The 26,949-nt window shown below is 46.4% G+C and carries 22 protein-coding genes; 14 read left to right on the top strand and 8 right to left on the bottom strand.

The window, feature by feature from the left end; all coding sequences use genetic code 11:
* Positions 1 to 119 precede the first annotated feature (119 nt).
* Positions 120 to 566: an Hsp20 family protein gene (locus ACFOEE_RS04055; RefSeq protein WP_377121184.1), complete on the bottom strand. Its 447-nt coding sequence runs from the start codon at positions 564 to 566 to the stop codon at positions 120 to 122.
* Positions 567 to 940: 374 nt separating this feature from the next.
* Here ACFOEE_RS04055 and efpL point away from each other — a divergent pair, with 374 nt between their 5' ends.
* Positions 941 to 1,510, top strand: coding sequence for an elongation factor P-like protein EfpL (gene efpL, locus ACFOEE_RS04060; RefSeq protein WP_377121186.1), 570 nt, complete (start codon positions 941 to 943; stop codon positions 1,508 to 1,510).
* 42 nt (positions 1,511 to 1,552) lie between these two features.
* On the opposite strand, the gene ACFOEE_RS04065 is transcribed toward efpL, so the two are convergent.
* On the bottom strand, positions 1,553 to 3,181 hold the full coding sequence (locus ACFOEE_RS04065; RefSeq protein WP_377121188.1) for a methyl-accepting chemotaxis protein: 1,629 nt from the start codon (positions 3,179 to 3,181) through the stop codon (positions 1,553 to 1,555).
* A 336-nt stretch (positions 3,182 to 3,517) separates the two neighbouring features.
* Here ACFOEE_RS04065 and ACFOEE_RS04070 point away from each other — a divergent pair, with 336 nt between their 5' ends.
* From ACFOEE_RS04070 to ACFOEE_RS04090, 5 genes are all read left to right on the top strand, one after another.
* Positions 3,518 to 4,105 carry a hypothetical protein gene (locus ACFOEE_RS04070; protein WP_377121190.1) on the top strand — a complete coding sequence of 196 codons (588 nt, stop codon included), beginning with the start codon at positions 3,518 to 3,520 and terminating at the stop codon, positions 4,103 to 4,105.
* 232 nt (positions 4,106 to 4,337) lie between these two features.
* Positions 4,338 to 5,228, top strand: coding sequence for a DUF6662 family protein (locus ACFOEE_RS04075; RefSeq protein WP_377121192.1), 891 nt, complete (start codon positions 4,338 to 4,340; stop codon positions 5,226 to 5,228).
* Between the two features lie 9 nt (positions 5,229 to 5,237).
* Complete coding sequence (locus ACFOEE_RS04080; RefSeq protein WP_377121194.1) at positions 5,238 to 5,771, top strand: FMN-binding protein; 534 nt, start codon at positions 5,238 to 5,240, stop codon at positions 5,769 to 5,771.
* Between the two features lie 14 nt (positions 5,772 to 5,785).
* Entirely contained in the window at positions 5,786 to 6,589 is an 804-nt protein-coding gene (locus ACFOEE_RS04085) for an FAD:protein FMN transferase (protein WP_377121196.1), read from the top strand.
* Complete coding sequence (locus ACFOEE_RS04090; protein ID WP_377121198.1) at positions 6,586 to 7,029, top strand: hypothetical protein; 444 nt, start codon at positions 6,586 to 6,588, stop codon at positions 7,027 to 7,029. The genes ACFOEE_RS04085 and ACFOEE_RS04090 overlap by 4 nt, the downstream gene beginning before the upstream one ends.
* 53 nt (positions 7,030 to 7,082) lie before the next feature.
* On the opposite strand, the gene ACFOEE_RS04095 is transcribed toward ACFOEE_RS04090, so the two are convergent.
* Entirely contained in the window at positions 7,083 to 8,789 is a 1,707-nt protein-coding gene (locus tag ACFOEE_RS04095; RefSeq protein ID WP_377121200.1) for an alkaline phosphatase D family protein, read from the bottom strand.
* Positions 8,790 to 8,999: 210 nt separating this feature from the next.
* Between ACFOEE_RS04095 and ACFOEE_RS04100 the strand changes: the two genes are divergently transcribed.
* The 4 genes from ACFOEE_RS04100 (at position 9,000) to ACFOEE_RS04115 (ending at position 14,410) form a co-directional block, all read left to right on the top strand.
* The gene (locus tag ACFOEE_RS04100) at positions 9,000 to 10,535 is read left to right on the top strand and encodes an ethylbenzene dehydrogenase-related protein (protein ID WP_377121202.1); all 1,536 of its coding nucleotides are present in this window, start codon (positions 9,000 to 9,002) and stop codon (positions 10,533 to 10,535) included.
* On the top strand, positions 10,532 to 11,200 hold the full coding sequence (locus ACFOEE_RS04105) for an Lcl domain-containing protein (protein ID WP_377121204.1): 669 nt from the start codon (positions 10,532 to 10,534) through the stop codon (positions 11,198 to 11,200). Before ACFOEE_RS04100 ends, ACFOEE_RS04105 begins: the two co-directional genes overlap by 4 nt.
* Before the next feature lie 31 nt (positions 11,201 to 11,231).
* A complete protein-coding gene (locus ACFOEE_RS04110; RefSeq protein ID WP_377121206.1) occupies positions 11,232 to 12,866 on the top strand; it encodes a pre-peptidase C-terminal domain-containing protein in 1,635 nt (544 codons plus the stop codon).
* A 143-nt stretch (positions 12,867 to 13,009) separates the two neighbouring features.
* Positions 13,010 to 14,410, top strand: a complete 1,401-nt coding sequence (locus ACFOEE_RS04115; RefSeq protein ID WP_377121208.1) for an MBL fold metallo-hydrolase RNA specificity domain-containing protein — start codon at positions 13,010 to 13,012, stop codon at positions 14,408 to 14,410.
* A 55-nt stretch (positions 14,411 to 14,465) separates the two neighbouring features.
* On the opposite strand, the gene ACFOEE_RS04120 is transcribed toward ACFOEE_RS04115, so the two are convergent.
* Both ACFOEE_RS04120 and ACFOEE_RS04125 read right to left on the bottom strand, forming a co-directional pair.
* Entirely contained in the window at positions 14,466 to 15,128 is a 663-nt protein-coding gene (locus tag ACFOEE_RS04120; RefSeq protein WP_377121210.1) for a lysophospholipid acyltransferase family protein, read from the bottom strand.
* Between the two features lie 116 nt (positions 15,129 to 15,244).
* Positions 15,245 to 15,649 (bottom strand): hypothetical protein, encoded by a 405-nt coding sequence (locus tag ACFOEE_RS04125; protein ID WP_377121212.1) that lies wholly within the window; start codon positions 15,647 to 15,649, stop codon positions 15,245 to 15,247.
* 175 nt (positions 15,650 to 15,824) lie between these two features.
* Between ACFOEE_RS04125 and thpR the strand changes: the two genes are divergently transcribed.
* A complete protein-coding gene (gene thpR / locus ACFOEE_RS04130) occupies positions 15,825 to 16,367 on the top strand; it encodes an RNA 2',3'-cyclic phosphodiesterase (protein ID WP_377121214.1) in 543 nt (180 codons plus the stop codon).
* Between the two features lie 62 nt (positions 16,368 to 16,429).
* On the opposite strand, the gene ACFOEE_RS04135 is transcribed toward thpR, so the two are convergent.
* Entirely contained in the window at positions 16,430 to 17,281 is an 852-nt protein-coding gene (locus tag ACFOEE_RS04135; RefSeq protein WP_377121216.1) for a hypothetical protein, read from the bottom strand.
* Between the two features lie 356 nt (positions 17,282 to 17,637).
* Between ACFOEE_RS04135 and ACFOEE_RS04140 the strand changes: the two genes are divergently transcribed.
* Entirely contained in the window at positions 17,638 to 19,974 is a 2,337-nt protein-coding gene (locus tag ACFOEE_RS04140) for a TonB-dependent receptor (protein ID WP_377121218.1), read from the top strand.
* Positions 19,975 to 20,081: 107 nt separating this feature from the next.
* On the top strand, positions 20,082 to 21,200 hold the full coding sequence (locus ACFOEE_RS04145; RefSeq protein WP_377121220.1) for an alkaline phosphatase family protein: 1,119 nt from the start codon (positions 20,082 to 20,084) through the stop codon (positions 21,198 to 21,200).
* Between the two features lie 96 nt (positions 21,201 to 21,296).
* Here ACFOEE_RS04145 and ACFOEE_RS04150 read toward each other — a convergent pair whose 3' ends face one another.
* The gene (locus ACFOEE_RS04150) at positions 21,297 to 23,414 is read right to left on the bottom strand and encodes a methyl-accepting chemotaxis protein (protein WP_377121222.1); all 2,118 of its coding nucleotides are present in this window, start codon (positions 23,412 to 23,414) and stop codon (positions 21,297 to 21,299) included.
* Positions 23,415 to 23,710: 296 nt separating this feature from the next.
* Here ACFOEE_RS04150 and ACFOEE_RS04155 point away from each other — a divergent pair, with 296 nt between their 5' ends.
* Positions 23,711 to 24,427 (top strand): TorF family putative porin, encoded by a 717-nt coding sequence (locus ACFOEE_RS04155; RefSeq protein ID WP_377121224.1) that lies wholly within the window; start codon positions 23,711 to 23,713, stop codon positions 24,425 to 24,427.
* A gap of 187 nt (positions 24,428 to 24,614) precedes the next feature.
* Here ACFOEE_RS04155 and ACFOEE_RS04160 read toward each other — a convergent pair whose 3' ends face one another.
* Positions 24,615 to 26,567: a methyl-accepting chemotaxis protein gene (locus ACFOEE_RS04160; protein ID WP_377121226.1), complete on the bottom strand. Its 1,953-nt coding sequence runs from the start codon at positions 26,565 to 26,567 to the stop codon at positions 24,615 to 24,617.
* Between the last annotated feature and the right edge of the window lie 382 nt (positions 26,568 to 26,949).

The raw sequence follows: 26,949 nt of genomic DNA on the forward strand, positions 1-26,949 counted from the left end.
ATTCTTTCAGGCAAAGCCTAATTGATGATAACCACCTACTGAAGTAGGTGGTTTAGGGCCGAAAATAAAAAGCCACCCATAGGGTGGCTCAAGGTTGGATTAACTATGTCAGAGAATGGCTATTTATTCTCAAGTAAGTTTGTAGCATTAATTGCAATCTTACGCGGTTTTAATGCCTCTGGAATTTCTCGTTGCAAATCTATCTGCAATAAACCGTGCTCCAGTGATGCGCCTAATACCTTAACGTGATCACCTAACTGGAATTTACGTTCAAAACTGCGCTCTGCAATACCTTGGTGAATAAATTTGCGTTCTTGAGCGTCGTCTTTTTCAGCTTTTTGACCTATCACTTTGAGCGTGTTATTTTCTGACTCAATACTCAGCTCTTCTTCTTTAAAGCCCGCTACGGCCATAGTGATGCGGTATTGATCTTGCGCCAACAACTCAATGTTGTAAGGCGGGAAGCTCGGCTGTTTGTCAGTACGCGCTGCTGCATCCATTAATGATGCTAAGTGATCAAAGCCGATGAATGAACGATATAGTGGAGATAAATCTACTGTACGCATAATATGTATCCTCTAGTTTAAGCGATAACACCCATTTACTCTTCATAATGAACCAATAAATGGATTAAATTTAATTAAGTTGTTTTTACTTGGGACCCTATCAGGCGTCCTCAAAATACTAAATATGGTCGAGCAAATAGATTTCAAGCAAAAAACTTAAAAAAATTTTCAATTTATTTTGCTCATGGAAAAGCGTCTTCGATGGCTTAACACTGCACCTAACTTAACGACCTATAGCGGTGCATATGTAACAAGCCATGTATTAACCAAGCATATGTTCTGCTGCTAGCTCGTATTGCTGTCTATTGCCCTTGGCGCATAGCCTACTTCATGCTAATTTGGCGGCGGTTAAATCTCAGATAGGAAGCCTATTTATGCCAAAGGCGAGCGAAATTAAGAAAAATACCGCCATTGAGTACGATGGTCGCGTGATGATAGTGCGCGATATTGAGCGTTCGGTGCCACAAGGCCGAGCCAGTGGTAGTATTTATCGTATGCGGATGTACGATGCCGTCACAGGCGGTAAAGTAGATGAGTCATTTAAAGCAGAAGACATGCTAAAGCTGGCTGATCTCACTCGTCGCCCTGCCATGTTGTCTTATATCGATGGCGACGAATATGTATTTATGGATGACGAAGACTACACGCCGTACCATATCAATAAAGAAGCAATTGAAGAGCAAACGCTATTTATTGACGAAACTACCAAAGGCGTACTGGTGATCTTAATTGGCGAACGCCCGGTGTCCATAGATTTACCACCTAGCGTGGAGCTAGTGATTGCCGACACCTCGCCCTCTATCAAAGGCGCTTCAGCCAGTGCTCGCACCAAACCAGCTACCCTCACAACAGGTTTAGTGGTGCAAGTCCCTGAGCATATCTCAAGTGGTGATAAAATTCGTATTAATACCGCCGAAGTAAGATTTATTAGTCGCGCGGATTAGATAACATAAAATTGCTGCCAGTGCGCTGGCAGCTAATTCTGCCTAAAGTTTAAAAAATCCCACCGCTTTGGTCACTTCACTATTTTGTTTTGCCATCGCTTGACTGGCCTTCTCCGCTCGCTCTGAAATGGCCGCGGTTTCGGCAGTCAAACTTTGAATGGTATGCATATTTTCGCTGATATCCCCAGCCACTACGCTTTGCTCTTCCGCCGCTGTAGCGATTTGCTGGGTTTGGTCGTTGATATGACCAATGGTGGCGAGGATCTGCTCAAGTAAATGATTGCTCTCCACCATCTTTTGCATCGCACCGTCGGCGGCATCGGTTGAACCTGACATCATAGTCACGGCATGGTTGCTAGCTGTACGTAGCTGTCCAAGCATAGTTTCAATTTCATTGACTGACACTTGCGAGCGCTGTGCCAGTGAGCGCACTTCATCTGCCACTACCGCAAACCCGCGCCCTTGCTCTCCGGCTCGTGCGGCTTCGATTGCCGCGTTGAGTGCCAGTAAATTGGTTTGTTCGGCTATATTGCGGATAACTTCGAGGATTTTTTCAATTTTGCCGGACTCGCTTTGCAACTGCCCGACTACATCTGCAGTTTTTGCTAATGTCTCGGTCAAATTAGTCACCACACTGCGTGTTTGTTTGGAGGCTTCTAATCCTAAAGTCGCCAATTGCATCATTTCCGATGACGCCGTTGCCGCCTCAGCCGTATTTGCCGCAATACTTTTACTGGTCATGCTCATTTCTTCAATCGCGGTGACTGCTTGCGTGGTATGGAATGAGACAGTTTGAGTGGCGGTGCGAATATCGCCGTTCGCAGTTTGCACCGCACTGCTGCTTTTTGCCATCACCTCAACCGAGTGCTGGATTTGCGACACTATTTTATGCAGATGATTTATCGTGGCATCGAGCGTTTTACTGAGCTCTGACACTTCATCTTGACCGCTTACGCCTGAAAGCTGGTTGAGTGCGCCGCGCTCAAGGGCAATGGCACTGGCTGTTAACAGTTCAATGTCGCCGCGCATTGCATTACTGAGCAGTTGGCTGAGAAGAATAGCCACTCCAACGGCCACCACAATTGCAATATAAAATAGTGTGTTGGCCATATTGATGCGTTTGTCACTATCCTCTTTGGCTTGGCTTGCCATTTGTTGATTGTATTGGTCAAACTTATCAAAAAACTGTGTTAACTCGCCCAGTGAGTCGACAAATTCGCGGTACACGTTATAAGGCGCTTTGTTATCCGGCGCTGCTTCCATACTACTTTTAAAATTGGCGGCAGCGCGTTGATAGTTGCTTACCAGTGTTTCCATTTCCTGCTGATAACGCACTTCACCGCCATACACGCGGTTAAACGCCGCCATTAATTTGGGGGTTGAGGCAATTTCGTTATCAATACTGCTCAGTAACTCAGGAGCTTGTTCATGAAGCTTTAGCAAGTAGACTATCTGTAAGCCTCTGATCTCGTTTATCAATTTATCTTGAGACTCTTTAATTTGGCCTGTGATAAGTGCCAGTTCAAAATTGTGCTGATAAAACTTGGCAAAGTTTTGCCCCACTTTATCATTGGCGAGCTTCACGAAAGTCATCGCCATAACAAAAATGGTACAAATAACTGCCGAAAGAAAGAGCAATTTAGTCCTGACCGGATATTGATTTAGCTTCATTGTTACAACCATCCAGAAAAAGCATTAGTGAGTATAGCTACACAATAGTAGTGTAGAACACTTCTCTACGTACGCGAGTAACAAACTGAAAAAACACAGTTATTTTCAGCGCCATAAGTGCAAACAGACAAATAACCAGCAGTTGTTGCAAAAATCAATTTAAGTTTTATCGTAACGTACCGATAAAAATACAAACGCCAGTCTTTTGACACTCGTCGAGCTGCATTAACAATTGGAAAATCAGTGCGCTATGTGCAACCGACAGCATTAACTAGCAGTTCATTTTTTGGACTGTATTTTGCATAAAATATTTCAGTACCGTTATGGGAATTGGCAATGAAACTTTCAAAGGAAGAAGAGCAGTTCTTGCAAGAATTGTTAGATAGCGAGCCTATCGTACACACCAATATCAAGGTCGCTCAGCAAGACATTGCGGAGTTAGATGACTTTTTTGCCCAAGTACCCGAGTCAGCTGAGTTAACGCTGATAGCCCAAATTGACGATAATCAAGTTTGCTTCCCAGTCACAGATAAAAAGCAACTTAACCACTTTCATTTCGACTTACCCCATATTGTTGACAACGCAGGCTCTCCAAGGCTGTGGCGCGTGTGCCCTAGCAGTCCAACATTTTTGGCCGAACAAGCGTCAAAACGTCGCTTTAAAGTCGTATCGCTATCCCTCTCAGGGGTCTTGATTGATCTAGCACCATTTAACGCTGATCTCGCTGAATCGCTGTTACTCAATCGTTGTGTGCGTTTATGCTCAAATGATAGCGAAGATATTCCAGTGATAATCACCGATATAAGACCCCGCGGTCAGCACCAATGTGTGATTATGTTCGATGAACTAACACAGCACAGTCCAACCTTAAGGTACTTGTTGTTAAGAGAATTTTTAATTGCAAATCAGCATAACAGCTACTGAAAATGGCTTAAAATCAGAACCTTAGAACCAAGGTAATCGATACTTCGCGCCCAAAATGCAGCAATTTGTCTCGTTTATGTCGAAAACAGTACAGGTTGTTCTAGCTTTTTTCCTATCTCGAAATTTTTATGCAAATTTTACGGCAATTTTCCGTTCCTCGTATTGCGCTATTCTACATAGTATTTAAAATTAATAACTCTTCTCATTAACAATATTACTACTTATAAATATGATGAAAAAACACGTTCTGGGTATCGCATTAATCGCCGCGCTTGGCCAATTTTCGGCACAGGCAGATGAAAACTTATTGGGTTATGTAAAAGGTGCTGAAACTTTGCCTGAAGGCTCTGGCGAAATTTATCAATTTTTTACCAAACGCGACAACAAAGGTGCTGGTAAATACCATGCACTAGACACCAAAACTGAATTTGAATATGGCGTGAGTAACGCGTTCAACGTGTCGTTTGCGGTTAAAGGTATGGCTTTAGATACTGCTGGGATTGTGATTGATGGCTATATGCCAAAAGACAATGATTTTGGCTGGAAACTCTCAGGCCTTGAAGCAGGCTTTAAATACAACTTCTTAAGCCCTGCTTTAGACGATTTTGGTTTATCTATGTATGGCTCTTTAGACTATGCATGGATAGATCCACATTCAGGGCAGGATAAAGATACACTCAGCCTTGAAATGACGCTATTGATGCAAAAGTACTTTATGGAAGGTCAGCTGATCTGGACTGGGAACCTAGGCTTTGAAGCCACAGGTGCCAAACGCGCGGCAATTGCAGATCTGCCTGAGGATTTTGAATGGCCTACAGATGCCGAAATGGAAATTGAACTTATGGCGGGCACGGGCTTAAGCTATCGATTTGCCCCAAACTGGTTTATCGGTGCTGAAGCGGTGTACGAAGAAGAGCACGAAACCGAAGTTAACCTAGAGCGCTACTCTTGGTTCGCCGGACCAAGTATTCACTACGGGGATGCTAAGTGGTGGGCCACACTGACATACTTTAAGCAACTTAAAGGCGGTGGCGAATCTTTTGAACAGCAAAATGATATGGACTTACATTTAATTGAGAAAACAGAAGCCGAGTGGCGACTGAAGTTTGGTTACAATTTCTAAGAGGCCGTTATGCGTCCATTACCAAGTTTAATCGCTTTGGGGGCTGCAACCAGCTGTCAAGTTGTGTATGCCGCGGATTACTTAAACGTAGCTGAAGCGCAGCAATTGCTCTTTCCAGGCGCGGTTGCAACCGCCCATAAAGTGGTGCTGAATGAGCAGCAAAAAGAGCATATTCAATCGCTTGCGGGTGTGCGCCAACGCTTTGATGAGCAAGCTGTATGGAAAATGGAGCAAGACGGCAACCAAGTCGGCTGGACAATTGTTGACAACGTCATTGGCAAGCATGAGTTCATTACCTATGCGGTGGGTATCGATAACCAAGGTAAAGTTTTGGGTATTGAAATCTTAAGCTATCGTGAAACACACGGTGGTCAAATTCGTATGCAACCTTGGCGCGACATGTTTATTGGCAAAACATTGCAGGATAAATTTAAGCTAAATAAAGATATTCCCAATATCAGTGGTGCCACCTTGTCATGTCGTAACGTCACAGATGGTGTAAAACGGTTACTTGCCTTGCATCAGGTTGTACTCAAGTCGTGACCCTCGCCAAACGCATGAGGCCGCTATTGGGTACTTTTGTTGAGATTAGTATCGAGCATCAAACCCAGAATGATGCGCAAGTATCATTCTGGTTTCAAGTTGCATTTGCACGCCTTACTCAGTTACAGCAACGCCTTAGCATACATGAGCGTAACTCAGAACTAAGTGCTGTGAATCTCAATCCATATCAATGGCTGTCGGTGTCACGCGATACACGACGTTTATTGCAACTTGCGATGATCTTGATGGCAAAATCTGACGGGTTATTTAACCCGACTTTGGGTGCGGCTTTATTACCTGATGCCTTGATCCCTGATTTTGGTTATGGTCAACGTGCGCTTGTTGGGAGTGAGCAGGCGCTGAGTTTTAGGCATAATCAGGTTCGCCTCAATGAACCTGTGATAGTGTGTCTTGACGGTGTTGCCAAAGGTTTTGCCGTCGATATGGCATTAGCAACTCTGAAGCGTTTAGGCTGTGAGCACGCAGCTATCAATGCTGGTGGTGATATTCGAGCCATGGGTAAACGCTGTGTACCAATACAAACTCGTCTGCAACCTAGCCACAGTGGCTTATTACACAACGCGGCTCTCGCAACGTCAGGATGCTATCACGAGGCCGCTTTTCGTAGTCGCTTAATGGACGTAAAGGGCCAGTTTTTACCTACCCAACGGCAAGAATGGAGTGTATTGGCTCACACTGCGTGGCGTGCAGATGCCTTGACTAAAATCGCCGCGCTATCTCAAGGTGATGAACATAGGTTAGCAAAATTAGGAGGTCGTTTGTTGTCTTCACCCCAATTAGGAGCGCAGTTAAATTGAAACGCGGCAAGTTTTTGATCTGGTTGGTCTTTGTCGGTTGTATGTTATCCGGTATTGCGTTGTATTTAACGCAACCTGCAACGATGAATGATTTCCCTCATCCGCTGCATGGGGAGTTTCGGTTTTGGCATGGTTTGTTTGTATTTTTGTCTTTGGTGAGCTTTGGTCAAACCTACAATGAGCATATTCGTAAACAAATCAAAAAATGGCGCAGCACACCAGATGGCGCTTTACACTTGGTTTTGTGGTTGCTGTTGATGAGCTCAGGGCTGTTACTTTACTATCCTCCAATGTGGCTTACCGACATTGTCAGTATTGCATCGTTGCATTGGTACTTTGGCCTCTTATTAGGCTTAATCTTGCCTTTGCACATATTGCGCCACCGCAGTAAAGCTAAATCTACGCGGAATAAATTCCACACAGTGCGGGAACAACTCTAAACGTCAGCGCACAAACGAGAGTGGTGCCACCACTCCCGCTTTGCCGTGTGGCGCTAGGCTAATATCGTCATTTGCTGAGAACTCTGCGTGAAATCAGCCGCATGCACTGTGCTTAGAAAGTGCCATTCACTATCAACTTGAGCTTGGCTAAAAGTTAAAGTGAGATAACCGCGTTGGTGAATATTGGCAAAGTCCAAATCATCTACCAACAGCTGTAACACTTGGGCAAATTGCTGTGCTTGCTCTGCAGGTAGTTGTAAGTAGTATTCAAGACCGGGAGAGCTTACAGAAGCGGTGGCAAATTCGTAACCACATTGCTCACCCGCCGCATTACAGAGTTTGCCTGCCCATGCGTTATGCGTATCTCCAGCCACCACCACGAGATTCTTACCTAAAGCTTGCGCCGTTTGTAAAATAATCTCGCGCTCCACTGGATAACCATCCCATGCGTCTAAATTGTAAGGTGCAACGAAAGTCACCCGCGCTTTTTCCGCCGCCGTTAAACTGGGGTCGCCCGCCAGTAATCGGCCTTTGATATTCGCCAGTTCACTGAGCTGCTGTGTCATCCCAGCAGTCGGCGCTGCAAGCGCCATTAACAGTTCAGCGGGGATCAACATTTTGGTCATAAGCACTTGCTGACCCAGTACTTGCCATTTAGCCGTCGAAGTTCGCAAATTATCGGTCAGCCAAGTCAATTGTTTGCTACCTAGCAGTTGTTGTGTTGGGGCAGTTAAGTCAGCGCTAAATCCTGCCAAGTCAATTTGGCCACTTTGTGGGTCGAGATAGTCTGCATAATCTAACGGCTTAGCACGGCTATCATGACGGGTATCCAACATGTACAAAGAGACTAAATCGCCAAAATCAAAGCGACGATATAGGCTTTCTGTCTGGCCAACAACATACGGCCGCACTGGCATCCATTCATAGTAGGCTTGTAGCGCCGCAAGTTTACGGTCACTAAAGCTACCTTCATCTGCACTGTGATTTTCAGCTCCATCACGATAAGCATCGTTACAGACTTCGTGGTCGTCCCACACCGCAATAAACGGAACTTTTGCGTGTAGCGCTTGCAGATCCGTATCACGGCGATAAGTCGCATAGCGTTTGCGATAATCGTTAAGAGATAAAATCTCAGCACTATTATCGGCGTCTAACTCTCGCCCCATAGCTTGTGCTTGATCGGTTGCATAGCCACCCATACCGTATTCATAGATGTAATCACCTAAATGGAGTACCGCATCTAAATCGTCACGTTTGGCGGCCTCAGCATAGACATGAAAGTAACCAGCGGGGTAATTTGCACAAGACATCACAGCCAATTTGACTTGGCTTACGTCTGAGTTTGGTAAGGTTTTACATTGTCCAACCGGCGACTTTAAGGTGCTGGTGACAAAGCGATAATAATAGCTTTGACCCGCCGCCAGACCAGTCAGGTCAACTTTTACTGTGTAATCGTTGCTAGCCAAAGCAACCACTTGTTGGTTACTCAGCAAAGTTTGAAATTGCGCATCCTTTGCCACTTGTAGAGTGAGCTCGACTCCTTTTGGCGTACCTTGCGGTGTGACGCGCGTCCATAAGATCACCCGATCATTAAGCGGATCACCACTAGCAACACCATGGTTAAAAGCCAACTCAAAGTCATTGTGGGCGACTTTTGGCTCATCGTCATTACTACAGCCAGTGAGTGACAAAGCAATGGTGGCCGCCCCCATACCCAACATGGCACTTTTAATAAAATCGCGACGAGAAAACGCAGACATGTGAAATCCTTACTACTTAGTTCAAAAAAGCCAAGAATAAGGAACAAATATGACACTTTAACGACTGGTATTACCAGACATCAGGCTCACTCACAACATCTACATTCTACGTCTCAAAATTAACATTTTTATTAATTATTTAACATTTGTGTAATTTTAGTGCAGTATTCAAACTTTAGTCTTCTTGGCTGCTTTTTAAGGTGATGATCTATGCAGCATAGATTTTTTGTTTTTTTACATACGCTCGTTTTGGTTGCTGTAGTGGGCGCGCTTGCGACTGGACTGCGGCTAAGTACCATCAGCCGCGATACTTGGCTGTGGTTAGATGGTTTATTGCCCGCCGGACGAGTGCATATTTGGCATGCGTTTTTCGCTGTGTTACTCCTTATTGCGACTTTGGGCTACGTGTTTTACCGCTTTCGTACTGTTTCGTCACGACGTAAAAAATCACTACGCTACCATACCTTAGTGCAATATGGCGGCTATGCTGTGTTGCTTATCCTGATAGTCACTGGCGTACTGCAAACGCTAGATTATAGGCTGCCACACGCTGCGCTTCATTATTATGCGGCACTGGGTTTGATACTTTACTTGGTATTGCACGCCTATGTGTATTTTCTGCAGTGGGGCAAAGCCTTACTCGCTCGGATCTGGGTGCCGACTGGCCAGATAAAATTGCTGTTTGCACTTGGCAGCGTAGCCTGCGTCAGTTTCGTAACCACACTTTGGCTTAATCATGACTTAGTGCGACCATTATCCGTGGCGAAGCTCGACCCGCTTACGGCCATTGACATTGATGGCAAGGCAGATGAAGCTTTTTGGCAAACTGCGCCGCAGGTCGACATTGTCACTCGCGCTGGCGCTAACTTCACCGACGGAAGCACACCAGTTTCAGTAAAAGCCGTAAGCAATGGCAGCGAAAGTTATTTTTTGTTTCGTTGGCATGATAGTACGCAAAGCCTCACCCACTTGCCTCTGGTTAAAACCGCTGAAGGCTGGAAAGTCACAGAAAACGGCTTTTATCGCTTTGATGAGCGTAGCCACTATGAAGATAAATTTGCCGTGATGCTGTCGCCAAGCTGCCAACTGGGCGGCGATGGCACTGCGTTCCTGGGCCGTCAACCACTGGCCTATAAACCCGCCAATTGGCATGGTAAAGGCTACCACGCGGCGTTAGATGGCGTGACACGTGATTTATGGCATTGGAAGGCTATCCGCACTAACGATATGTTTCTCGCTGATGATAATTACTTTGCCGCTCCTGTTGCACCACGTACTGGTGAAAGGCGCTATACCGCAGGTTATCAAACCGATGGCAAAGAAAGCGGCGCCTATGTGATGAACTGGCAGTGGTATCGCAATACCACTGTGGTGCCAAAACGTGTACCGCTAGAGTCAACCACAGCTCAAACCGACAGCGTGTTGCCTTGGTTTGGTGCTAAGCCTTATCAAGCCCGTGAAGACCATTATCCGTTAGGTAGCCAGTTGCCCTCAGTACTTTATCGCTCTAACCGTTTTGAGGGGGACCGTGCAGATGTAAGAGCACGGGCGCAGTGGCATGATGGGGTGTGGACGTTAGAAATGGCAAGAAAGAACCATACAGGCTCCTCGCACGATGTTGCACTTGATTCTGGTGTGTGCATGTGGGTCGCGGCATTTGATGGCGCACAAATCGCCCATACCCATCATCAAATGGCGTTGCAACTGAACTATCCTGCCAGTATATCGACCAAGGAGGTGCTATGATTTGGCGGCGCATATTATGGACAGTGCTCGCCGTTGGTATCTTGTTCTTGCTCAATGACTGGCAACTCACTGCGCCACAACCAGCAGCGCAAGCGCGGTTTTTTAAAGTCACGACCCAAGGACAAGTGTTAGCACCATGGCAAGGCCCTTGGCACTGTGTGCTTGATAGCCATACTGGGTTACTTTGGGAGGTTAAGCGCGATGATGAATCTATCCACGAAGGCGATTGGACCTATTCTTGGTTTGATGGTCAAAACGGCAGTGCCAATCAGGGGGACTGCTATTTTCGTGCTGAGCGCTGCGATAGCGCAGATTTAATTGTTGCCAGTAACCACAGCGCACTGTGTGGTGTCACTGACTGGCGTTTGCCAACAAGTCGCGAGCTAGATGCACTGCGCGTAGCGCAAGACCGCGCTCATCAACCCCAACTGGCGGAAGACTACTTTCGTTTTATCAAAGATGGCGATTACTGGACCGCCGACCACGCTTTGCCATTAACAGGTATTTACCAACGCCAAGGTCTTGGCGCACGGGCCTTTAACTTTTATCAATGGCAGAGCAGTATCCTGCCCTATCGCAACGCCGCATTTGTCATGTTAGTCGCAAACGCACCTAAACCGCTAATGCAACTGGCCTCAACAACGACAAATCATCCCCTCAACTGAGCGGATGTCACCACTAAGGAAAAGTAATATCATGAAATTGTATCAAACACTCGGTGGTCTGGCGTGTCTGACAGGGGCAACGCTTGCCCATGCAGGCAGCCAATATCATCGTTTAATCTGGGATGCCAGCCCGCAATCCCAAGCCACCATCGGATTTACGCCTAATGGCGGTAGTGATCACCATGTAATGTATGGCACCAGCAGCAATGAAAGCCAGTGGCAGCGCAAAAATGTCAGCGCCAGCCGCACCTTTGCTGCCAGTCTTTCGAGCCAGTTTGTCAAACTTACTGGTTTGCCAAGCAATAGTGCGGTGTATTACCGCGTGTGTGATAGCACGGGCTGTGGCGCAAGGCTGTGGTTTAAAACCGCACCCAATGACAACAGTGCGTTTACTGCCATTGCAGGTGGCGATACCCGCACCGGTTGGACTACGCGTCGTCAAGGTAATGCCTTGGTTGCTAAGATCCGGCCATTGTTTATCATGCATGGTGGCGATTACACCAACGCCAACAACGCCTCTGAGATGACAGAATATCTTAAAGATTGGCAACTGACGTTTTCTGATGATTTGATCGGCGGCCAAAGTTATCAACGTATTTATCCGTTTATCGCCACCCACGGTAACCACGAAGATGGTAACTTCAACACCTTATGTGAAGTGTTTGGGGTAGATTATAATCAAGACGGGCAATGTAACGCGCACGACACTTACGGTGCAGTTGCAGTATCGCCACTGTTAAAGGTGTACACCTTGAACAGCCAGTTCCAAAACTCAGGCTGGTCAAGCTACGCCACCGCGATGAACAACTGGTTAAGTAGCGATCTTGGTGCCTCGCAGTCGCATACGTGGCGTATTGGTCAGTACCACAAGCCGATGTTCCCTCACTACACAGGCAAGTCCGACAACACCACATTACACAGCTGGTGGGCACAAGTGTTTAACAATCAAAAAATGCACTTGCTGGTCGAATCAGACACCCATATCAACAAACTCACCCAACCCCTTATTCCCACTAGTAATAACTTTACCGCCACCACCAACGGCGGCACGGTTTATGTTGGCGAAGGTAGCTGGGGTGCGCCGGCACGCTCTGCCAACGACCCTAAAAGCTGGACGTTGGACTTAGCCAGTATTCAACAGTTTAAAGTGCTAAGCGTACTACCAGATAAGCTCTTGGTACGTACCGCGCAATTTGATGCCAGTGCAGAAGCTTTGAGCCAAGAAGCGCGCGACGCCGACCCAATTGCATTACCTGGTAACGTCAACTGGTGGCAAGTAGCCAACCTTGGTGAGGTGGTGACTTTAGTCAAAACCGCTAATGGTTTAGTGAAAATTGACCAAGGCACAGTGCCACCTGACGGCACGCCACATGGTGGCGAGACTTTCAACAACCTTAGCGCCAGTAAAGGCAATTGGTATCGCACCAGCTTCAGCTTGCCTGCCGGTGTCACTAGCCTAAGTGTTAGCATCAGTGGTGGCAGTGGCGATGCGGATCTATACGTAAAACGGGGCAGCGAACCTAGCACCTCAAGTTATGACTGCCGTCCTTACAAAGACGGCAACAGCGAAACTTGTCCCATCACCAACCCAGCGGCGGGTACTTGGCATCTTGGTGTACGTGCCTATGCCACGTTTAGCGGCGTGACACTGAGTTATCAATACTAACAACTTTTACTTTTAGGGCAGTATGCAACTGCCCTATCTATTGCAGAGACTCAGTTCAGCTACGCTGTGTCCAACTTCCTTTGCGCCAAATCAATGACATTTTTATTTCCTGAGCTAAGCTTGCAAGAAACAGGGAAAATATTATGGCGACAATACATTTTCACGGTGCTGCGCAGCAAGTCACTGGTTCTTGTCACTTGCTTGAATCCAGTGCGATTGGCACTGTCTTGCTAGATTGTGGCATAGAGCAAGGCGGCAGCGAGAATGAGTTTTACGACAAACAATTTGCCTTTAATCCGCAAAGTATCGATGCTGTCATTCTCTCGCATGCCCATTTAGATCACAGCGGCATGTTAACTAAGCTGGTGCGCCAAGGCTTTCACGGCCATATCTATTGTACTCATGCCACCAAAGCACTCTTAGCGGTGCTGCTCAAAGATGCAGTGTCGATTTATCTCCATGATTTAGAGCGAGAAAACATCCGTCGAGCACGTGCTGGCGATAGCCCACTGCCCGCAGTGATTGATAAACCCGATGTCGATAAGGTGCTATCACTGTGCCAAAGTTACGATTATCTTGAACGCATTAGTATTGGCAAGGCCGGCGTCCTCACCTTTCGTGATGCAGGCCATATACTCGGCTCCGCCATAGTTGAACTGGCACTTACTGAGCGCGGTGAACGTAAGGTCTTGGTCTTTTCTGGTGATTTGGGCAATCCCGACACTGTGCTGATGAAACCCCCTGTACCGCTCTATCATGCTGATCTGCTACTCATGGAGGGCACTTACGGCGATCGCGATCACCGTGATTATGGCAAAACCTGTGATCAGTTTGCGGCGATTCTAGAGCGCGCCAAACAACAAGGCGGCACCGTGCTTATTCCGTCGTTTGCAGTTGGCCGTACCCAAGAATTACTCTTTCATTTAGGCTGCCTCTACCACGAAGGTAAGCTCAATGGCTGGCAAGTGTTTCTCGATAGCCCCATGGCCATTGCCGTAACCGAAATTTACGACCGCTGGGCAAGCCTTTTAGATAAACAAGCGATGCACCATCTGGCGAAATACCGCTACGAATCTTTAGAGGCATTTTTGCCCAATTTACACCTCACACCGGACGCCGAACAGTCCATGGCGCTCAATCGTATTCAAGGAGGCGCGATTATCATTGCCGGTTCTGGCATGTGTACCGGTGGTCGAATTCGCCAGCATTTTAAACATCGCCTGTGGCGCACCGACACTACAGTGATTTTTGTCGGCTTCCAAGCCCGTAATAGCCTTGGTCGCCTGTTAGTCGATGGGGTAAAACGTATCAAACTGTTTGGCGAACAAATTGCGGTTAAAGCCAATATTGAAACACTGGGTGGTTTTTCTGCACATGCAGGGCAAACCCAACTCATTGAATGGCAACAGCATTTCAAAAATAACCCGCGCACTGTGCTGGTTCACGGGGAAGCCAAAGCGCTCGAAGCCCTAGCAGAGAAACTCTGGCAAGATCATCAAGTTAAAGTGCATATTCCGCAATTAGGTGAACAAATGTCGTTTTAATGCTATTACTGCAAGATGTTAGCGGTGCGACGGGCTTATGTTCGTCACATCATATTCACGACTTGTGCTGTTGTCCTGACACTTGCTCAGGGTATTTCGCCATTTCGATTGGAAACAACGCTTTAATCCGCTGCAACTCTGCGCCTAAGTCATCACCTAAGTACTCTTCTGGCATCACTACAAAGGTTTTGTTGCGGTAATCCAGCGCCATCGGCACTACAGGCACATTGGCAGCTTTAGCTATATGCAAAAACCCCGTTTTCCATTCTTTGCTGTACTTTCTTGTGCCTTCAGGCGCTATGCCTAAAATCAACTGTTCATGGGCAGCAAAAATGGCGCCGGCTTCACCCACGACCCCATTGGCAGCACGTCGGTCAACTGGAATACCCCCCCAGTGGCGCAGTAACATGCCAAATGGCCAAATAAAAATGGTATGTTTACCCAAAAAGCGAATTTTCACCCCAAGACTCAGTTTAACTGCAATGCCGATAATAAAATCCCAATTGGACGTATGCGGTGCAACGGCGGCAACAAACTTACTGGTACTTGGAAACGCCCCTGCCACTCGCCATCCCATTGCGCGTAGTAAAGCCTTACCCAGCCAGCGGCCAAAGCGACTGTGAGTACGAGGGATACAAGGAGGGATCACTGTTTGGCGTGGGTCGAACTGCTGCATATTGTGAAATTTAGACCGTAAATAGAGATATTTCTTTATCATAGTCAATTTCTCTCCACTTGCGCAGCGATTTATGCCATTCGTTGTCAATAAAGCACTGAGAAATAGCATAAAATCAGCCTGAGGCAGACTGCTCAGGCTGAGGTGTTTAGACGCAATTATTGACACTTAATCGTTGCGTAGAGCTGATAACACTGGTTTTTGCTGCCAGTGCTTTGATATACCCAAGCTTTACCGTACCAATCATAGTTTGCATAACCAGACTCGTCTTCACCACAAGTGATGGTGCTGCCAGAGATCTCTTGATTGTGGCCACGCTCTTCACAGAATTGGTTGCCGTTGGTTGGGTTAACAAAGAAAGGACGTAATACCCCATTTACCCATACTTTTGGACCGTAGTAAGTTACCGCTGTAGTTGCCAATACGCCTTGTTGCTCAACCACTGCCATTTCCGCGCGGTCAAATGCCACTGCATCTTTGTTCATTGCTTGTAGTTCCAGTGTATTTGCCGTTGCACCCGCTGTAAAAAGTACGGTAGCCATAGTCAGTAATAAAGTTTTCATTGTCATCCTCGATTATGAATTTGGGTTAAAATTAACGTGTGTCTGTATCTAACACAGGCCTATTTAACCCTGAAAGTGTGAAATTTATACTCACTTTTTATTTATCTTTTATTAACAATGGTGTTTTACGTTTCGCCGTTATACTTAGCGGTTCTAGCTCCAAGGGGAAGATCAATTGACTGTTAAGCGTTTGTTTTTTGGTATCGGGATTGATGAAAGTGGCCAGCAACAGATACATGATTGGCTAACTCATCAAGTGATCAGCCGCAAGCGATTATTGCGCCCTGCTAATTTACATCTCACCTTGGCATTTTTGGCTGAAGTAGATGAAAAGCTTATTCCCGAGCTCATTGCCTTTGCGCGCACATTAGACTTTACCGCGTTTAGTCTCATGTTTAAGGACACAGGTTATTGGCCACACAATGGGATTTTTTACTTAAAACCCGTTGAACACCCACCAGCATTATTGGATCTTGCCAACACCTTACGTGATCACGCCAGTAACCTTGGCCTTTACCAAAATCCTTTTGGATTTGCGCCGCATATCACTTTACTACGCGGTGAAAAACCACGGCCAAACGTGCATGCGGACTTCCCATCGCTGCACCAAACGATAAGGTCATTCCACCTTTATCACTCACATCGAGACGAGCGTGGTTTAGTGTATGAACCGATTGCGACTTTCACGGCAACGAACTGTCATGATCACTTGAGCTAGCCATGAGGTAAGTCGCAGCTAGCGCAAATATATGCAGATCAATCCGTATCGTCACCGTATAGCTAAAAAGTAGCCGAGAAAGACAAGATCACCCCTTCTTGATCGGTTTTATCGTAGAGATCTTTTGAGTTGACAAAAGTGGTTTCCGAACCATCTTTGAGGCCATTACGGAGCTTTTTCACATCGGTGTCGACAAACCCACCAATTCCGATATTAAATGAGGTGCCATCTTCGCCCGCCAAACCAATCATGTAACCAAATGATAATATTGAGAATATTTCGTTACCTTCCTGCGTAGCTAAGTTGGTTGAAATATACGGACCATGACCAAAAGTACGCCCTGACAATTTACCCTCAAAGAAATAATGACTCTCTAGCATCACCGCCAATTGGGTAGAGACTGACTTCCCAACTCTGACATAGTTTTTCGATTCACCTTCAATCGTTCGGGTTTCGACTGAAATATCGTCCAGATAATCATCGCCAACATAGAACAGCATAGTGAGCGCAGGGTTAAAGTTAAAACCGTAGAGGTTTTTAACTGTGTCATCAGCAACCTGCTTCTCTTGCTCTTTTGCTTTGAGGCCGGTACGCTCAACTTCAGACAATGTGCTCATACTTTTAGCGGCTAATTCCTGCTGTGCATTGCTCAACGCATTCGTCGCACTGACCTGCCATAGTTTTGGCTCTATCCCTTTGTAGTAGGTTGCTAAAACGTTACGCTTACCATTTGCCGATACAGCAGCCAAACATGCTTGCAAGGACGTAAATGTGGCCTGTCCCGACATGGTACTATACTGTGGGGACTCCTCATCATGGCACACGCCATCTTGCTCTTTGACCACATCAGCATATGTTGTAGTACAAAAAACCAGTGCAAAGAATAAACTTATATTCATTATTGTACTTTTCATCGCTCTTCCCTTTTTGTAAATAAACTCCACCTCAAACTAGCACAATAACAAAATTTAACAAATTAAAAACTTAAAAATAACAACGGTAATTTGCTAGGCTATCGCATGAAAATGCTTTTGGACCGCACTGTACGCACCGACTTAGACCGCCTGACATACTTAAATCTCAGTTACAGATTGCCAGCAAGCACGCTACATTCTTCTACACAATTAGCTAAGCTGTTCATTTTATTGTCTTAATTCTTTCAATTTTTGTTAACGCAACAGTCAATTGGGTGTGCCTGTTTTGTCATATTAGTTCCTCATAATCTGCCTCGATTTTCGCTCACATTAATCAAACTTAGTCGGGACAGACCATGAAGTACTTAAAACTAAATGCCCTTACCGCGGCACTCTTCACCGCGCTTTCAAGTACCAGCTTTGCTGCTGACAACCCAACCGCAACCGATAAAACCATAGAGGAAGTTACTGTGGTAGGTAAAAGCGTGTCATATGCAAACAACGCCGTTAGTGATGAAATGACCAAACAACAGGCTGCTATGACTAGCGCCTTAGCGGTTATTGATAATTTGCCGGGTGTGCTGATTAATGAAGGGGACACTTTCGGTTCAGACGATTGGTCAACAACTGTGTCTATTCGTGGCTTTCAGCTTAGTTTAGACGAACAGCAAATTGGTATCACTGTTGATGGTATTGCCAACGGCAACTCTAACTATGGCGGTGGCGCTAAAGCGAACCGTTATATCGACACCGAAAATTTAGGTGCGGTGCAAGTCTCACAAGGTACTGCAGATGTGGCATCACGCTCAAATGAAGCGCTTGGCGGCACGCTGAACTTCACCACTATAGATCCAACCGCAGAGTCAGGTTTGACGGTCAGCGTTACACAAGGTGATTTCGAGGCTAAAAAGTACTTTGTGCGTTATGAAACAGGCGAGATCTTTAGCAATACTTATGCTTGGGTGTCAGTATCAACTTCATCCAACTCGGATTGGATCCAACAAGTTGCAAACAACCAGCGCGACCATTTGGCAGCCAAAATCAAACACATCAATGGCCCACTGACCATTACCGCATACGGCGCCTATGATGACGCCGATGAAGCTAACTATCAACGCGTTAGCGACGTACAATTTAAAGCCGACCCGAAATGGGACCGACTCACAGATACACTCACTGGCGTGCCATATATAGACCAAGTTTACCGTAATGGTTGGCGTACCCTGCGCGAAAACACCTTTGGTTATGTGAATGCCGAGTATGAACAGCAAAATTGGAGCTTGTCAGGTAACCTCTACTATCACCACAACACAGGTCGCGGCGATTGGATCCCGCAATATGTAGTTGATGTAAATTTTGATGGTAGCAATGCAGCGCATTCTGAGCTTTCTCCCACTACACCTTACACCGGTGGTAGCCCAATTGGCCGTATTTACTTTGTCGATAAAGCCGGCAAAGCCTTATCTCCTATCGCAGGATGTGAGTCCAGCATTACCTTTCCTTATGGCGGTGCTGGGGCTGAGTTTGACCCCGCATGTTATGCCAAAGGCGCTATCCCAGTTGCATCCTATCGCCATACCCACTACGGCAAAGACCGTATTGGGGTAAACGCTGATTTTAGTTATTTTGGCAAGCTTGCTGGTATGGAGAACACCTTCCGCGCAGGTTTTTGGTATGAAGATTACGAGCGCGAAGAGTGGCGTGACTGGCACAACCGGTTAGATGCGCGAGTCTCAACCAACTTTAACAGCACCCCTTATTGGGTTCAGTACAACCGCGAATATCAGGTTGATACCACTATGCTGTATGCAGAAGATGAACTGGATTTAGGTGCAGCTCGTGTACGCTTAGGTGCTAAGCAGTTCTTTGTTGACCTTTCAAGTCATGACAGATTTGCTGAAAAAGCCGATTTATCACTCAACTCTGACTCAGATCTGCTGTGGAGCGTCGGGGTGGTGGCCCCGATACCAATTGAAGGCTTGGAAGTATTCGCCGGTTTTGCAGAAAACTTTGCCGCCATTAAAGACAACGTGCTTGAACGCGATGCCTCTGCACTGGAACAAATTGAGCCTGAAACGGCAGAGAACTTAGATCTTGGCTTGCGTTATAGCTCTGACAAAGTGACCGCCAGTTTAACTTATTATGATATCAGCTTTGATAACCGCATCAGCTTTATCGCCCCAGATTCACCTGATGGTATTGACTATCTCATCGGCACTAACGGCTCTTATGTCAACGTGGGTGGTATTGAATCAAAAGGCTTAGAAGCCTCAGCGACTTGGTACATCACCAACGAGTGGGGTATTTACGCCTCTTACACCACCAATGATTCAAGCTACACCGGTGGTTTATCTACTTTCCCAGCGGGCAATACGGTTTATGGCTCAGCAGAAGACCTTGCGGTGTTGTCTTTTGATTGGGCAAAAGGCCCTTACTTTGCGGGCCTTTCAAGCAAATGGGTAGGTGAGCGTTGGTTAGATGCCAAAAACACCAAACGCGTGGATAGCTACCTAGTTAGCGATTTTTATGCAGGCGTCAGCATCGAATCACCCGTCAATGGCATTACAGGCATGGAGCTGCGGCTAACCATCAACAACTTGTTTGATGAAAGCTATTTAGGCGGCATCGCCGGTGAGTCAGCTTGGATTGGCGCGCCGCGTACCGCTGCGATTAACTTCAAACTGAATTTTTAATTTCAGTTCATCAACTTAGGGCACTGCGGTGCCCTTTTGTCGTATTTTTGCCTAACGTTGTAACCATTTAGGCACAGTAAAGGCTACGATATTAAAAAGGATCTGGTATGAAAAAACTGCTCGCGACTTTATTACTACTCGGCAGCGCTTGCGCCCACGCCGAGCAGAACCTAATTTTAGTGACTATTGACGGCGTGCGCTGGCAAGAAGTGTTCCGTGGTATTGATCCCGTACTATTAGAAAACCCCACGGCTACCCAACATCAAGCACCGCTGCGAAAGCAATTTTGGCGCGATAGTCAAGTAGAGCGCCAAGCGGCACTGATGCCATTTTTATGGCAAACCGTTGCTAAACAAGGCGTATTGATTGGTGACCGCGACCAAGGTTCATTAATGCGTGTTGCCAATCCGTGGTATTTCTCCTACCCCGGCTACAATGAAATTATTACTGGCAAAGCAGATGCAAGCATAGATAGTAATGACAAAGTGCCTAACCATAATGTCTCATTTATTGAGTGGTTAGCAACTCAGCCAGGCTTTAGCCACAACCTTGCCGTATTTGCCAGTTGGGATGTATTTCCTGCTATTTTTAACCGCGAACGCAGTAAATTACATATCAATGCCGGGTTTGAAAACGCCGCAGCAAGTAATACGCAACTACGGCTACTCAATGAATTACAAACACAAATTCCAAGCCCATGGGACAGTGTGCGCTTAGATGCTTTTACCTTTCATTATGCAAAGCAATATCTGCTCACAAATAAGCCTCGGGTACTAATGTTAGCTTTGGGTGAGCCGGATGACTTTGCCCATGAGGGCAATTACGATGAATACATCAAAGGTATTCATCGTGCTGACGCCTTACTTTCGCAGCTGTGGCAAACCGTACAAGGTTTGCCTGAGTACCGTGACAACACCACTTTGCTTATCACCACAGATCACGGCCGCGGCCAAACTGCCAGTGACTGGCAACATCATTCGTCACAAGCAGCGCTCGCCAAAAAGTCCCCTGACTCTCTCGCCAAAGCACCAAATGGTATTGTCGGCTCGGAGCAAGTTTGGTTTGCTGCAATTGGTCCTAGCATCAAAGCCAAAGGCATACTGCACACCAAGCAAGAACAAACCGCTTCGCAAATTGCCGCGACCGCATTAGAGCTGTTAGGGGAAAATCCAAAAGCCTATCGCAGTGATATCGACCCAGCTTTAAGTGGTGTATTACACGACTAAAACCAAAAAACTATAAGGAAAGGAAAAGCAAAGCCAACTGGCTTTGCTTTTAATGTTGCATTAACTTTGTTTTGTAGCAAACGCCACAAAACGCCGCTAGTATTTAAACTTACCGATTTGGCCATTAATATTTTTGGCGACGCGCGCAATTAAACTACTTTGTTCCGCAGCATCAGTCGCAGCTTGGCTAAGACCTTGTACCGCACTACTGATATTCACCACGTTTTTACTGATATCTTCACTGACCACACTTTGCTCTTCTGCGGCGCTGGCTATTTGTGTCGCGGCATCACTGATATTTGCGGCAGCATGGATAGCACCATCGAGTTTTTGCTTGGCATCTGCGGCACTTTGTTGGCATGTCACGACCATTTGCTGATTGAGTTCAATCGCTTGCACAGCTTGATTAGTACAACCTGTCAGTTCGCTGATCAATGCTTGAATTTCTACCGTAGAAGCTTGCGTCCTTGATGCTAAATTCCGCACTTCGTCTGCAACCACGGCAAAGCCACGGCCTTGTTCACCAGCCCGCGCCGCTTCAATAGCAGCGTTCAGCGCCAGCAAGTTAGTTTGCTCAGAAATATTGCGAATAACCTCAACAATGCTGTTAATGCTATTGCTGGAATACTCCAATTTTTTCATCAAATCGCTGGCTTCTTGCATGCTGCTGCTTAAACGCCCAACTACCTCACTGGTTTGACCCACTGCCGAGTCACCCGAGCGCACCGCATCGGTCGCTTGCGAGGCCAGATCGGCAGTGAGTGAGGCTTGACTGGCAACTTCAGATGCGGTCGCCGACATTTCTGTCACTGCGGTCACAACTTGCTCGATGGCACGCTGTTGCAAACCAATTTCCTGATGTGTGCGAGAAGAGATCTCAGCACTGACATCTGAGGATTGGCGTAAGTCCACTACCAGTTTTGCAGTATCACTGACTATGGTATGTGTTTTATCTAAAAACAGATTTAATGCAGTCGCCAAGCGGCCTATTTCATCTTTACGCTTGATTTCGATACGGCAGGTTAAGTCGCCGTCGGATTGCGCTAAGTCATCCACCATCGCCGTTAATTGCTGTAATGGTTTCGCCAGCTGACCTGCCACCACATACAGTACCAGAGCGCCACCCCCTGCGATAACTGCGGCCAATATTAGCTGCCACACAGTACTTTGGTTAAATTCGCGATTTAAGGTGTCTTGCAAACCCTGCATATCTGCCAGTACAACCTCCGCAGGTACTTGATACTCAAGCAGCCAAGGCGTGCCAAAAGCACTTAATTGCAAAGGGACCGAAACCCGATAGTCATCACCTTGTTTACTAAATTGTACTTTGCCCGACTGCACTACGGGTTTAATTGCCTGCCACAGATTATCATCCACCAATTCACCCACTCGCTGCGGGTTTTGGGTATCTGCAACCCAATAACCATGTGTGGAGATAAGCCGCAGTGACCCCTTGCCTTGATATAATCGACTGTCTAAATCGGTAAGCAATTGCTGTAAAAACGCCATCGAAATATCCACACCGGCTATGCCGATGAATTTGCCATCGATATAAATCGGGTGCACGATAGAGGTCATTAACGTCGGTACACCTTGTACCTCCCATACCGCAGGATCTACGATACAGCTGGTTTTTTTATCGCGCGGACATAAGTACCATTCGCTACCACGCAGCCCTCGACTGTTACGCGCTTCACTGTAGAGTCCGTCAGTGGTGACTGGCTGGATCCCAAGGTTGCCGTTATTGTCACGAGTCCAATACGGGCCAAACTGACCTTGTGCGGTAGAATGTTGCCCGTTATTGGTAAAACTTGCATCGGCACCATCTACTGCGTTGGGCTCCCAAACTAGATATGCCCCCAGCAGCTTTTGATGATTAAGCATACTGCGCACCACCATTTGGCTAAATTGTTCACGACTTAAGCCTGCCTTTTCGCGAATTAAAGCTTCGCTACTGTCCGCAAGACCACGTGCGACGCCTAAGCTTTCAGTGATCAACACTTCAATCCCATTAGCTTGCTGTGAAAGCTCCGCCGCCAGTGTTTTACTGGTTTGTTCGATATACAAAGCTGAGGTTGCACTATCATTGGCGGCAAATAAACGAACTGAGTTCCACACACCGAAACCTATGGTGGCGATAACCGCCAACACTAGACAACTTGCTGCAATAATTGCGATTTGCAAACGCATAGTTGCAAACTGAAAACTTCCCATGTGTACCTCGTAAACGGTTAACCTGCTGATAAGTCAGGTACAAAGTCATAATTTTGTCACTGTAATTGTTGACTATGACAATACCATTGCAGTCTTGGTGACGCACACGAATATTAGCCAAGCTTGCGCGCCCATATCGCGCGTTTGAGCACTAAACGGTTGTTTCGCACCAATTTGAGTATGGTCAACAGAGTTTATTTGGCAAGTTTGAAGTTTTCGACTTAGCTTATTAAAAGATGCAACAATCTCAACGTTGCGGTGCTTTACGCCGCATCATGTTTTTCAGGGGACACATAATGACTGCTCTCACTTTACCCAAGTCACTGCTAGCCAAAAGTTGGCAAACATTAAGCTACGCAAGTTTGCTGCTTGGCAGTTATCAAGCACAAGCAGATTGGACTTTTACCGCGAGCGTTGTCAGTAATTATTTGTTTAATGGCGTCTCGCAAACTGACAAAAACCCGGCCTTTCAACCTAGTCTCAATTACGACTTTGGCAATGGCTTTTATGCTGGGATGTGGTCATCCAACGTCGATTACGGCAGTGGCATTCGCCTTGAATTAGATGGCTACGTTGGCTATTACACTGAGTTTAGTAACGGCGTAAGTGTAGATACGGCACTCAATCAATATACCTATCACGGTAGTCATGAAGCCTCTGCGCTCAACTTTAAAGAAGTGTATGCAAAATTCAATTATCAAGGCACAGGGCTTAACTTTTGGTATGCGTGGGATTATTTTGGTTTTGGTGGCGACCACTACATTGTGCAGCTGAACCACACTTTTACCCTCAATGATACCTGGAGCATGTACGCAGCAGTGGATACCTCCATCACTGGTGATAAGTCTGCATGGAACTGGGAGGGTAAGTCCAATTTTACCCACGCACAATTGATGTTTAACACCCAGTGGCAAGGCATAGATGTAGGTATCGGTCTTCATACCACTACCTTAAAAGAGCGCTGGGGAGACACCACAGTGCTTCTCACTGCGGCTAAGTCTTTTTCCTTTTAGAGCGAGCCTTTTCCTTTAGCGCACAATACAGGCCGAGACAGGGCATGCCTTTAAGATAAGCAGTGACTTTAATTGATTGAGACAGCAGAGGTTGCAGTAGCGAGAATTGGAAAAAGGTGTTTACCCTGCCCCTGTCAGCTCATCACCTCAGAGCAGCAGCTCTTTACTGTCACACACCGCATAAGCCCTATACTCTAAACTGTGCGGTGATAGCCCGCAGGTCGCTCGCCAAGGCCAATAATTTGACCGCTTCTTGCTCGGCATGCTCGGCGCCACGTGCAGTTTCTGTGGCACTGTCGCTAATTTGCCGAACGCTCTGTGACATTTGTGCTGTTACGGTATTTTGTTCCTCTGAAGCACTGGCAATTTGCACATTCATATCACGGATAGTGCCGACCGACCCAGCAATCGCCTCTAAAGCTTTGCCAGTTAATTCGGTCTTTTCGGCGGTGACCGCGGCGCCAGACACATTGTCAGCCATTGCAGTGACGGCACGCTGCGCTTCTTGCTGGAGTTTTGAGATCATGGCTTGGATCTCTTCAGTGCTATTTTGCGTCCGACTGGCAAGATTACGTACTTCATCAGCTACCACCGCAAAACCTCGCCCCTGTTCCCCTGCTCGAGCAGCTTCGATTGCAGCATTGAGTGCCAATAAATTCGTTTGATCAGCAATTGCCCGAATCACATCCAAAATGGAGCCGACCGACTGCGTTTCGTTAGCAAGAGATGATATTGTGGTGCTAACTTGCTGAATACTGCCCACCAGCATGTCCATTGACTGCTTCGTCTGTACAACTTGGTCATGCCCGCGAGCTGTGTGTTTATCAGCATCGCTCGCTGAGTCAGCCGCCAGTTGTGCACTGCGGGTAATTTCAGCTACCGTGCTGCTCATTTCATCCATAGCGACAGCGGTATGGGTCAATTGCTCCATTTGGTTTTCAGCGCCACTTTTTGCCTGCGCAGTAATGGAGCTCAGTACTTCTGAACTGGCGGAGATATTGTTAACCGACGTCTGTAATGTGGCGATGATATCTCTTAGTGTGTTAGTCATTTTGATAATTGCAGCATAAACCCCTGTATGTTGCTGCATGTTATCGAATTGAATGGTTAAGTCACCCGCAGCTATTCGCTCAGCGACCTCTGCAATTTCTTTTGGTTCGCCTCCTATTGGGGCTTTAATCAAGCGCACGTTAAACCAACTCAGAAATACCCCAAATGCTGTTACCGCGAAAGCAATAAGTACAATCCAAGTAACGGCCTCTTCACTTTGCTTTTGCAACTGTGGTCCCAAGGCGTCTTGGGTGTTTTTTAGCGCCAGCTTGATTTGCTCTAGCTCTTCTGCTATCTGCGGACCTAACCCATTTAACTTAGTATTGATAAGCTCATTACGCTGATTAATAGTGGCCTGAACATCATCAATTGCCTGCGTATATTGCAGCATTGCTTGGCTGATACTTTGCAATGCGGCATTATCGGCTTCACTATTAGTAAAACCGAGCAGCAAATTCACCTCGCCCTTAACCAGCTGAATTTCATGCTTGGCTTTGTCAAAATCAGATTGTGCGTTGGTCAATAAAAATCTTGCCGTATATAACTGCGCTAACAGCAAATCTTCTTGTAATTTAGCTGTTTCATAAAGTAGCTTCGTATCGTTTGCCTGATAAGCCGCATTCCGCAAGGTTTTGGCTTGTTGTTGTACTTCCATGCTGACCATATCTATCGTGTTTGTTACTATATGGTGACGTTTTTCATAAAGTGCGATCACACGCTTAAATGCGTCCTGATATTGCACAAACTGGCTCTCCGCCGTACTTAGCAACGCAAGCAACTCAGGCTCTAAGAGCTGTTGTTTGGCCTGTTGCATCTGCTCGCCCAAATTTGCTGACCGCTCGTTAAATTCCTTTACATGTTCAGGCAACTGCTCTTTGAAATATTTTATCGCAGCGATTCGTATTGACAGCAAATCAGCTTGTAACACCGCCACTGAATTGGAAGTTCTCGCCAGTTGGCGATAATCAACAAAGTTACTGTGCCCTGATGAAATCGTAAAGTATGAAAATAAGGACAACAAAACCAACAATGAGATCATCACCCCAAACGATACCGCCAACTGTTGCGACAAGCGTAATTGCTGCAGCATAGTTTACCTTTTTAAAATAAAGCCAAGACTAGTTTAGGTATGAGTGATAACAGCAAGTTAGTCAAATGTGCAAGAGCCTACGCAGGGCATGCCTGTTATAAATTGCTGCACTGAATACGTCTATCAATGGCCTTCAATTTATACCATGCTGAGTTACCGAATGCTGACATATACCACTTAACGATCACTGGCGCTTTAGCGCGAATGGAGCGGCCTTATTGACGACATAGTGTGATGGTGAGCGCAATTAGCAATGCGTGAGGACAAACTTTTTTTGTAGTTATATCAACTGGCAACTATGTTTTAAACACTCCCTATTTGAAGTTGCCGTGGTGTTGGCTGCGCCCGTTCACCCCAATCACGTAGTTTAGCTACGTTGATG

It is taken from the genome of Pseudoalteromonas fenneropenaei (genome assembly GCF_042643375.1).
Classification (GTDB): domain Bacteria; phylum Pseudomonadota; class Gammaproteobacteria; order Enterobacterales; family Alteromonadaceae; genus Pseudoalteromonas; species Pseudoalteromonas fenneropenaei.

Bases quoted from the DNA above. Each gene is read 5' to 3' on its own strand.
- ACFOEE_RS04095 (WP_377121200.1), bottom strand. From the start codon at position 8,789: ATGTCTGCGTTTTCTCGTCGCGATTTTATTAAAAGTGCCATGTTGGGT.
- ACFOEE_RS04145 (WP_377121220.1), top strand. From the start codon at position 20,082: ATGAAAAAACTGCTCGCGACTTTATTACTACTCGGCAGCGCTTGCGCC.
- ACFOEE_RS04115 (WP_377121208.1), top strand. From the start codon at position 13,010: ATGGCGACAATACATTTTCACGGTGCTGCGCAGCAAGTCACTGGTTCT.
- ACFOEE_RS04075 (WP_377121192.1), top strand. From the start codon at position 4,338: ATGAAAAAACACGTTCTGGGTATCGCATTAATCGCCGCGCTTGGCCAA.
- ACFOEE_RS04160 (WP_377121226.1), bottom strand. From the start codon at position 26,567: ATGCTGCAGCAATTACGCTTGTCGCAACAGTTGGCGGTATCGTTTGGG.
- ACFOEE_RS04070 (WP_377121190.1), top strand. From the start codon at position 3,518: ATGAAACTTTCAAAGGAAGAAGAGCAGTTCTTGCAAGAATTGTTAGAT.
- ACFOEE_RS04100 (WP_377121202.1), top strand. From the start codon at position 9,000: ATGCAGCATAGATTTTTTGTTTTTTTACATACGCTCGTTTTGGTTGCT.
- ACFOEE_RS04135 (WP_377121216.1), bottom strand. From the start codon at position 17,281: ATGAAAAGTACAATAATGAATATAAGTTTATTCTTTGCACTGGTTTTT.
- efpL (WP_377121186.1), top strand. From the start codon at position 941: ATGCCAAAGGCGAGCGAAATTAAGAAAAATACCGCCATTGAGTACGAT.
- ACFOEE_RS04085 (WP_377121196.1), top strand. From the start codon at position 5,786: ATGAGGCCGCTATTGGGTACTTTTGTTGAGATTAGTATCGAGCATCAA.
- ACFOEE_RS04140 (WP_377121218.1), top strand. From the start codon at position 17,638: ATGAAGTACTTAAAACTAAATGCCCTTACCGCGGCACTCTTCACCGCG.
- ACFOEE_RS04125 (WP_377121212.1), bottom strand. From the start codon at position 15,649: ATGAAAACTTTATTACTGACTATGGCTACCGTACTTTTTACAGCGGGT.
- ACFOEE_RS04065 (WP_377121188.1), bottom strand. From the start codon at position 3,181: ATGAAGCTAAATCAATATCCGGTCAGGACTAAATTGCTCTTTCTTTCG.
- ACFOEE_RS04055 (WP_377121184.1), bottom strand. From the start codon at position 566: ATGCGTACAGTAGATTTATCTCCACTATATCGTTCATTCATCGGCTTT.
- ACFOEE_RS04110 (WP_377121206.1), top strand. From the start codon at position 11,232: ATGAAATTGTATCAAACACTCGGTGGTCTGGCGTGTCTGACAGGGGCA.
- ACFOEE_RS04150 (WP_377121222.1), bottom strand. From the start codon at position 23,414: ATGGGAAGTTTTCAGTTTGCAACTATGCGTTTGCAAATCGCAATTATT.
- ACFOEE_RS04120 (WP_377121210.1), bottom strand. From the start codon at position 15,128: ATGATAAAGAAATATCTCTATTTACGGTCTAAATTTCACAATATGCAG.
- ACFOEE_RS04155 (WP_377121224.1), top strand. From the start codon at position 23,711: ATGACTGCTCTCACTTTACCCAAGTCACTGCTAGCCAAAAGTTGGCAA.
- ACFOEE_RS04080 (WP_377121194.1), top strand. From the start codon at position 5,238: ATGCGTCCATTACCAAGTTTAATCGCTTTGGGGGCTGCAACCAGCTGT.
- ACFOEE_RS04105 (WP_377121204.1), top strand. From the start codon at position 10,532: ATGATTTGGCGGCGCATATTATGGACAGTGCTCGCCGTTGGTATCTTG.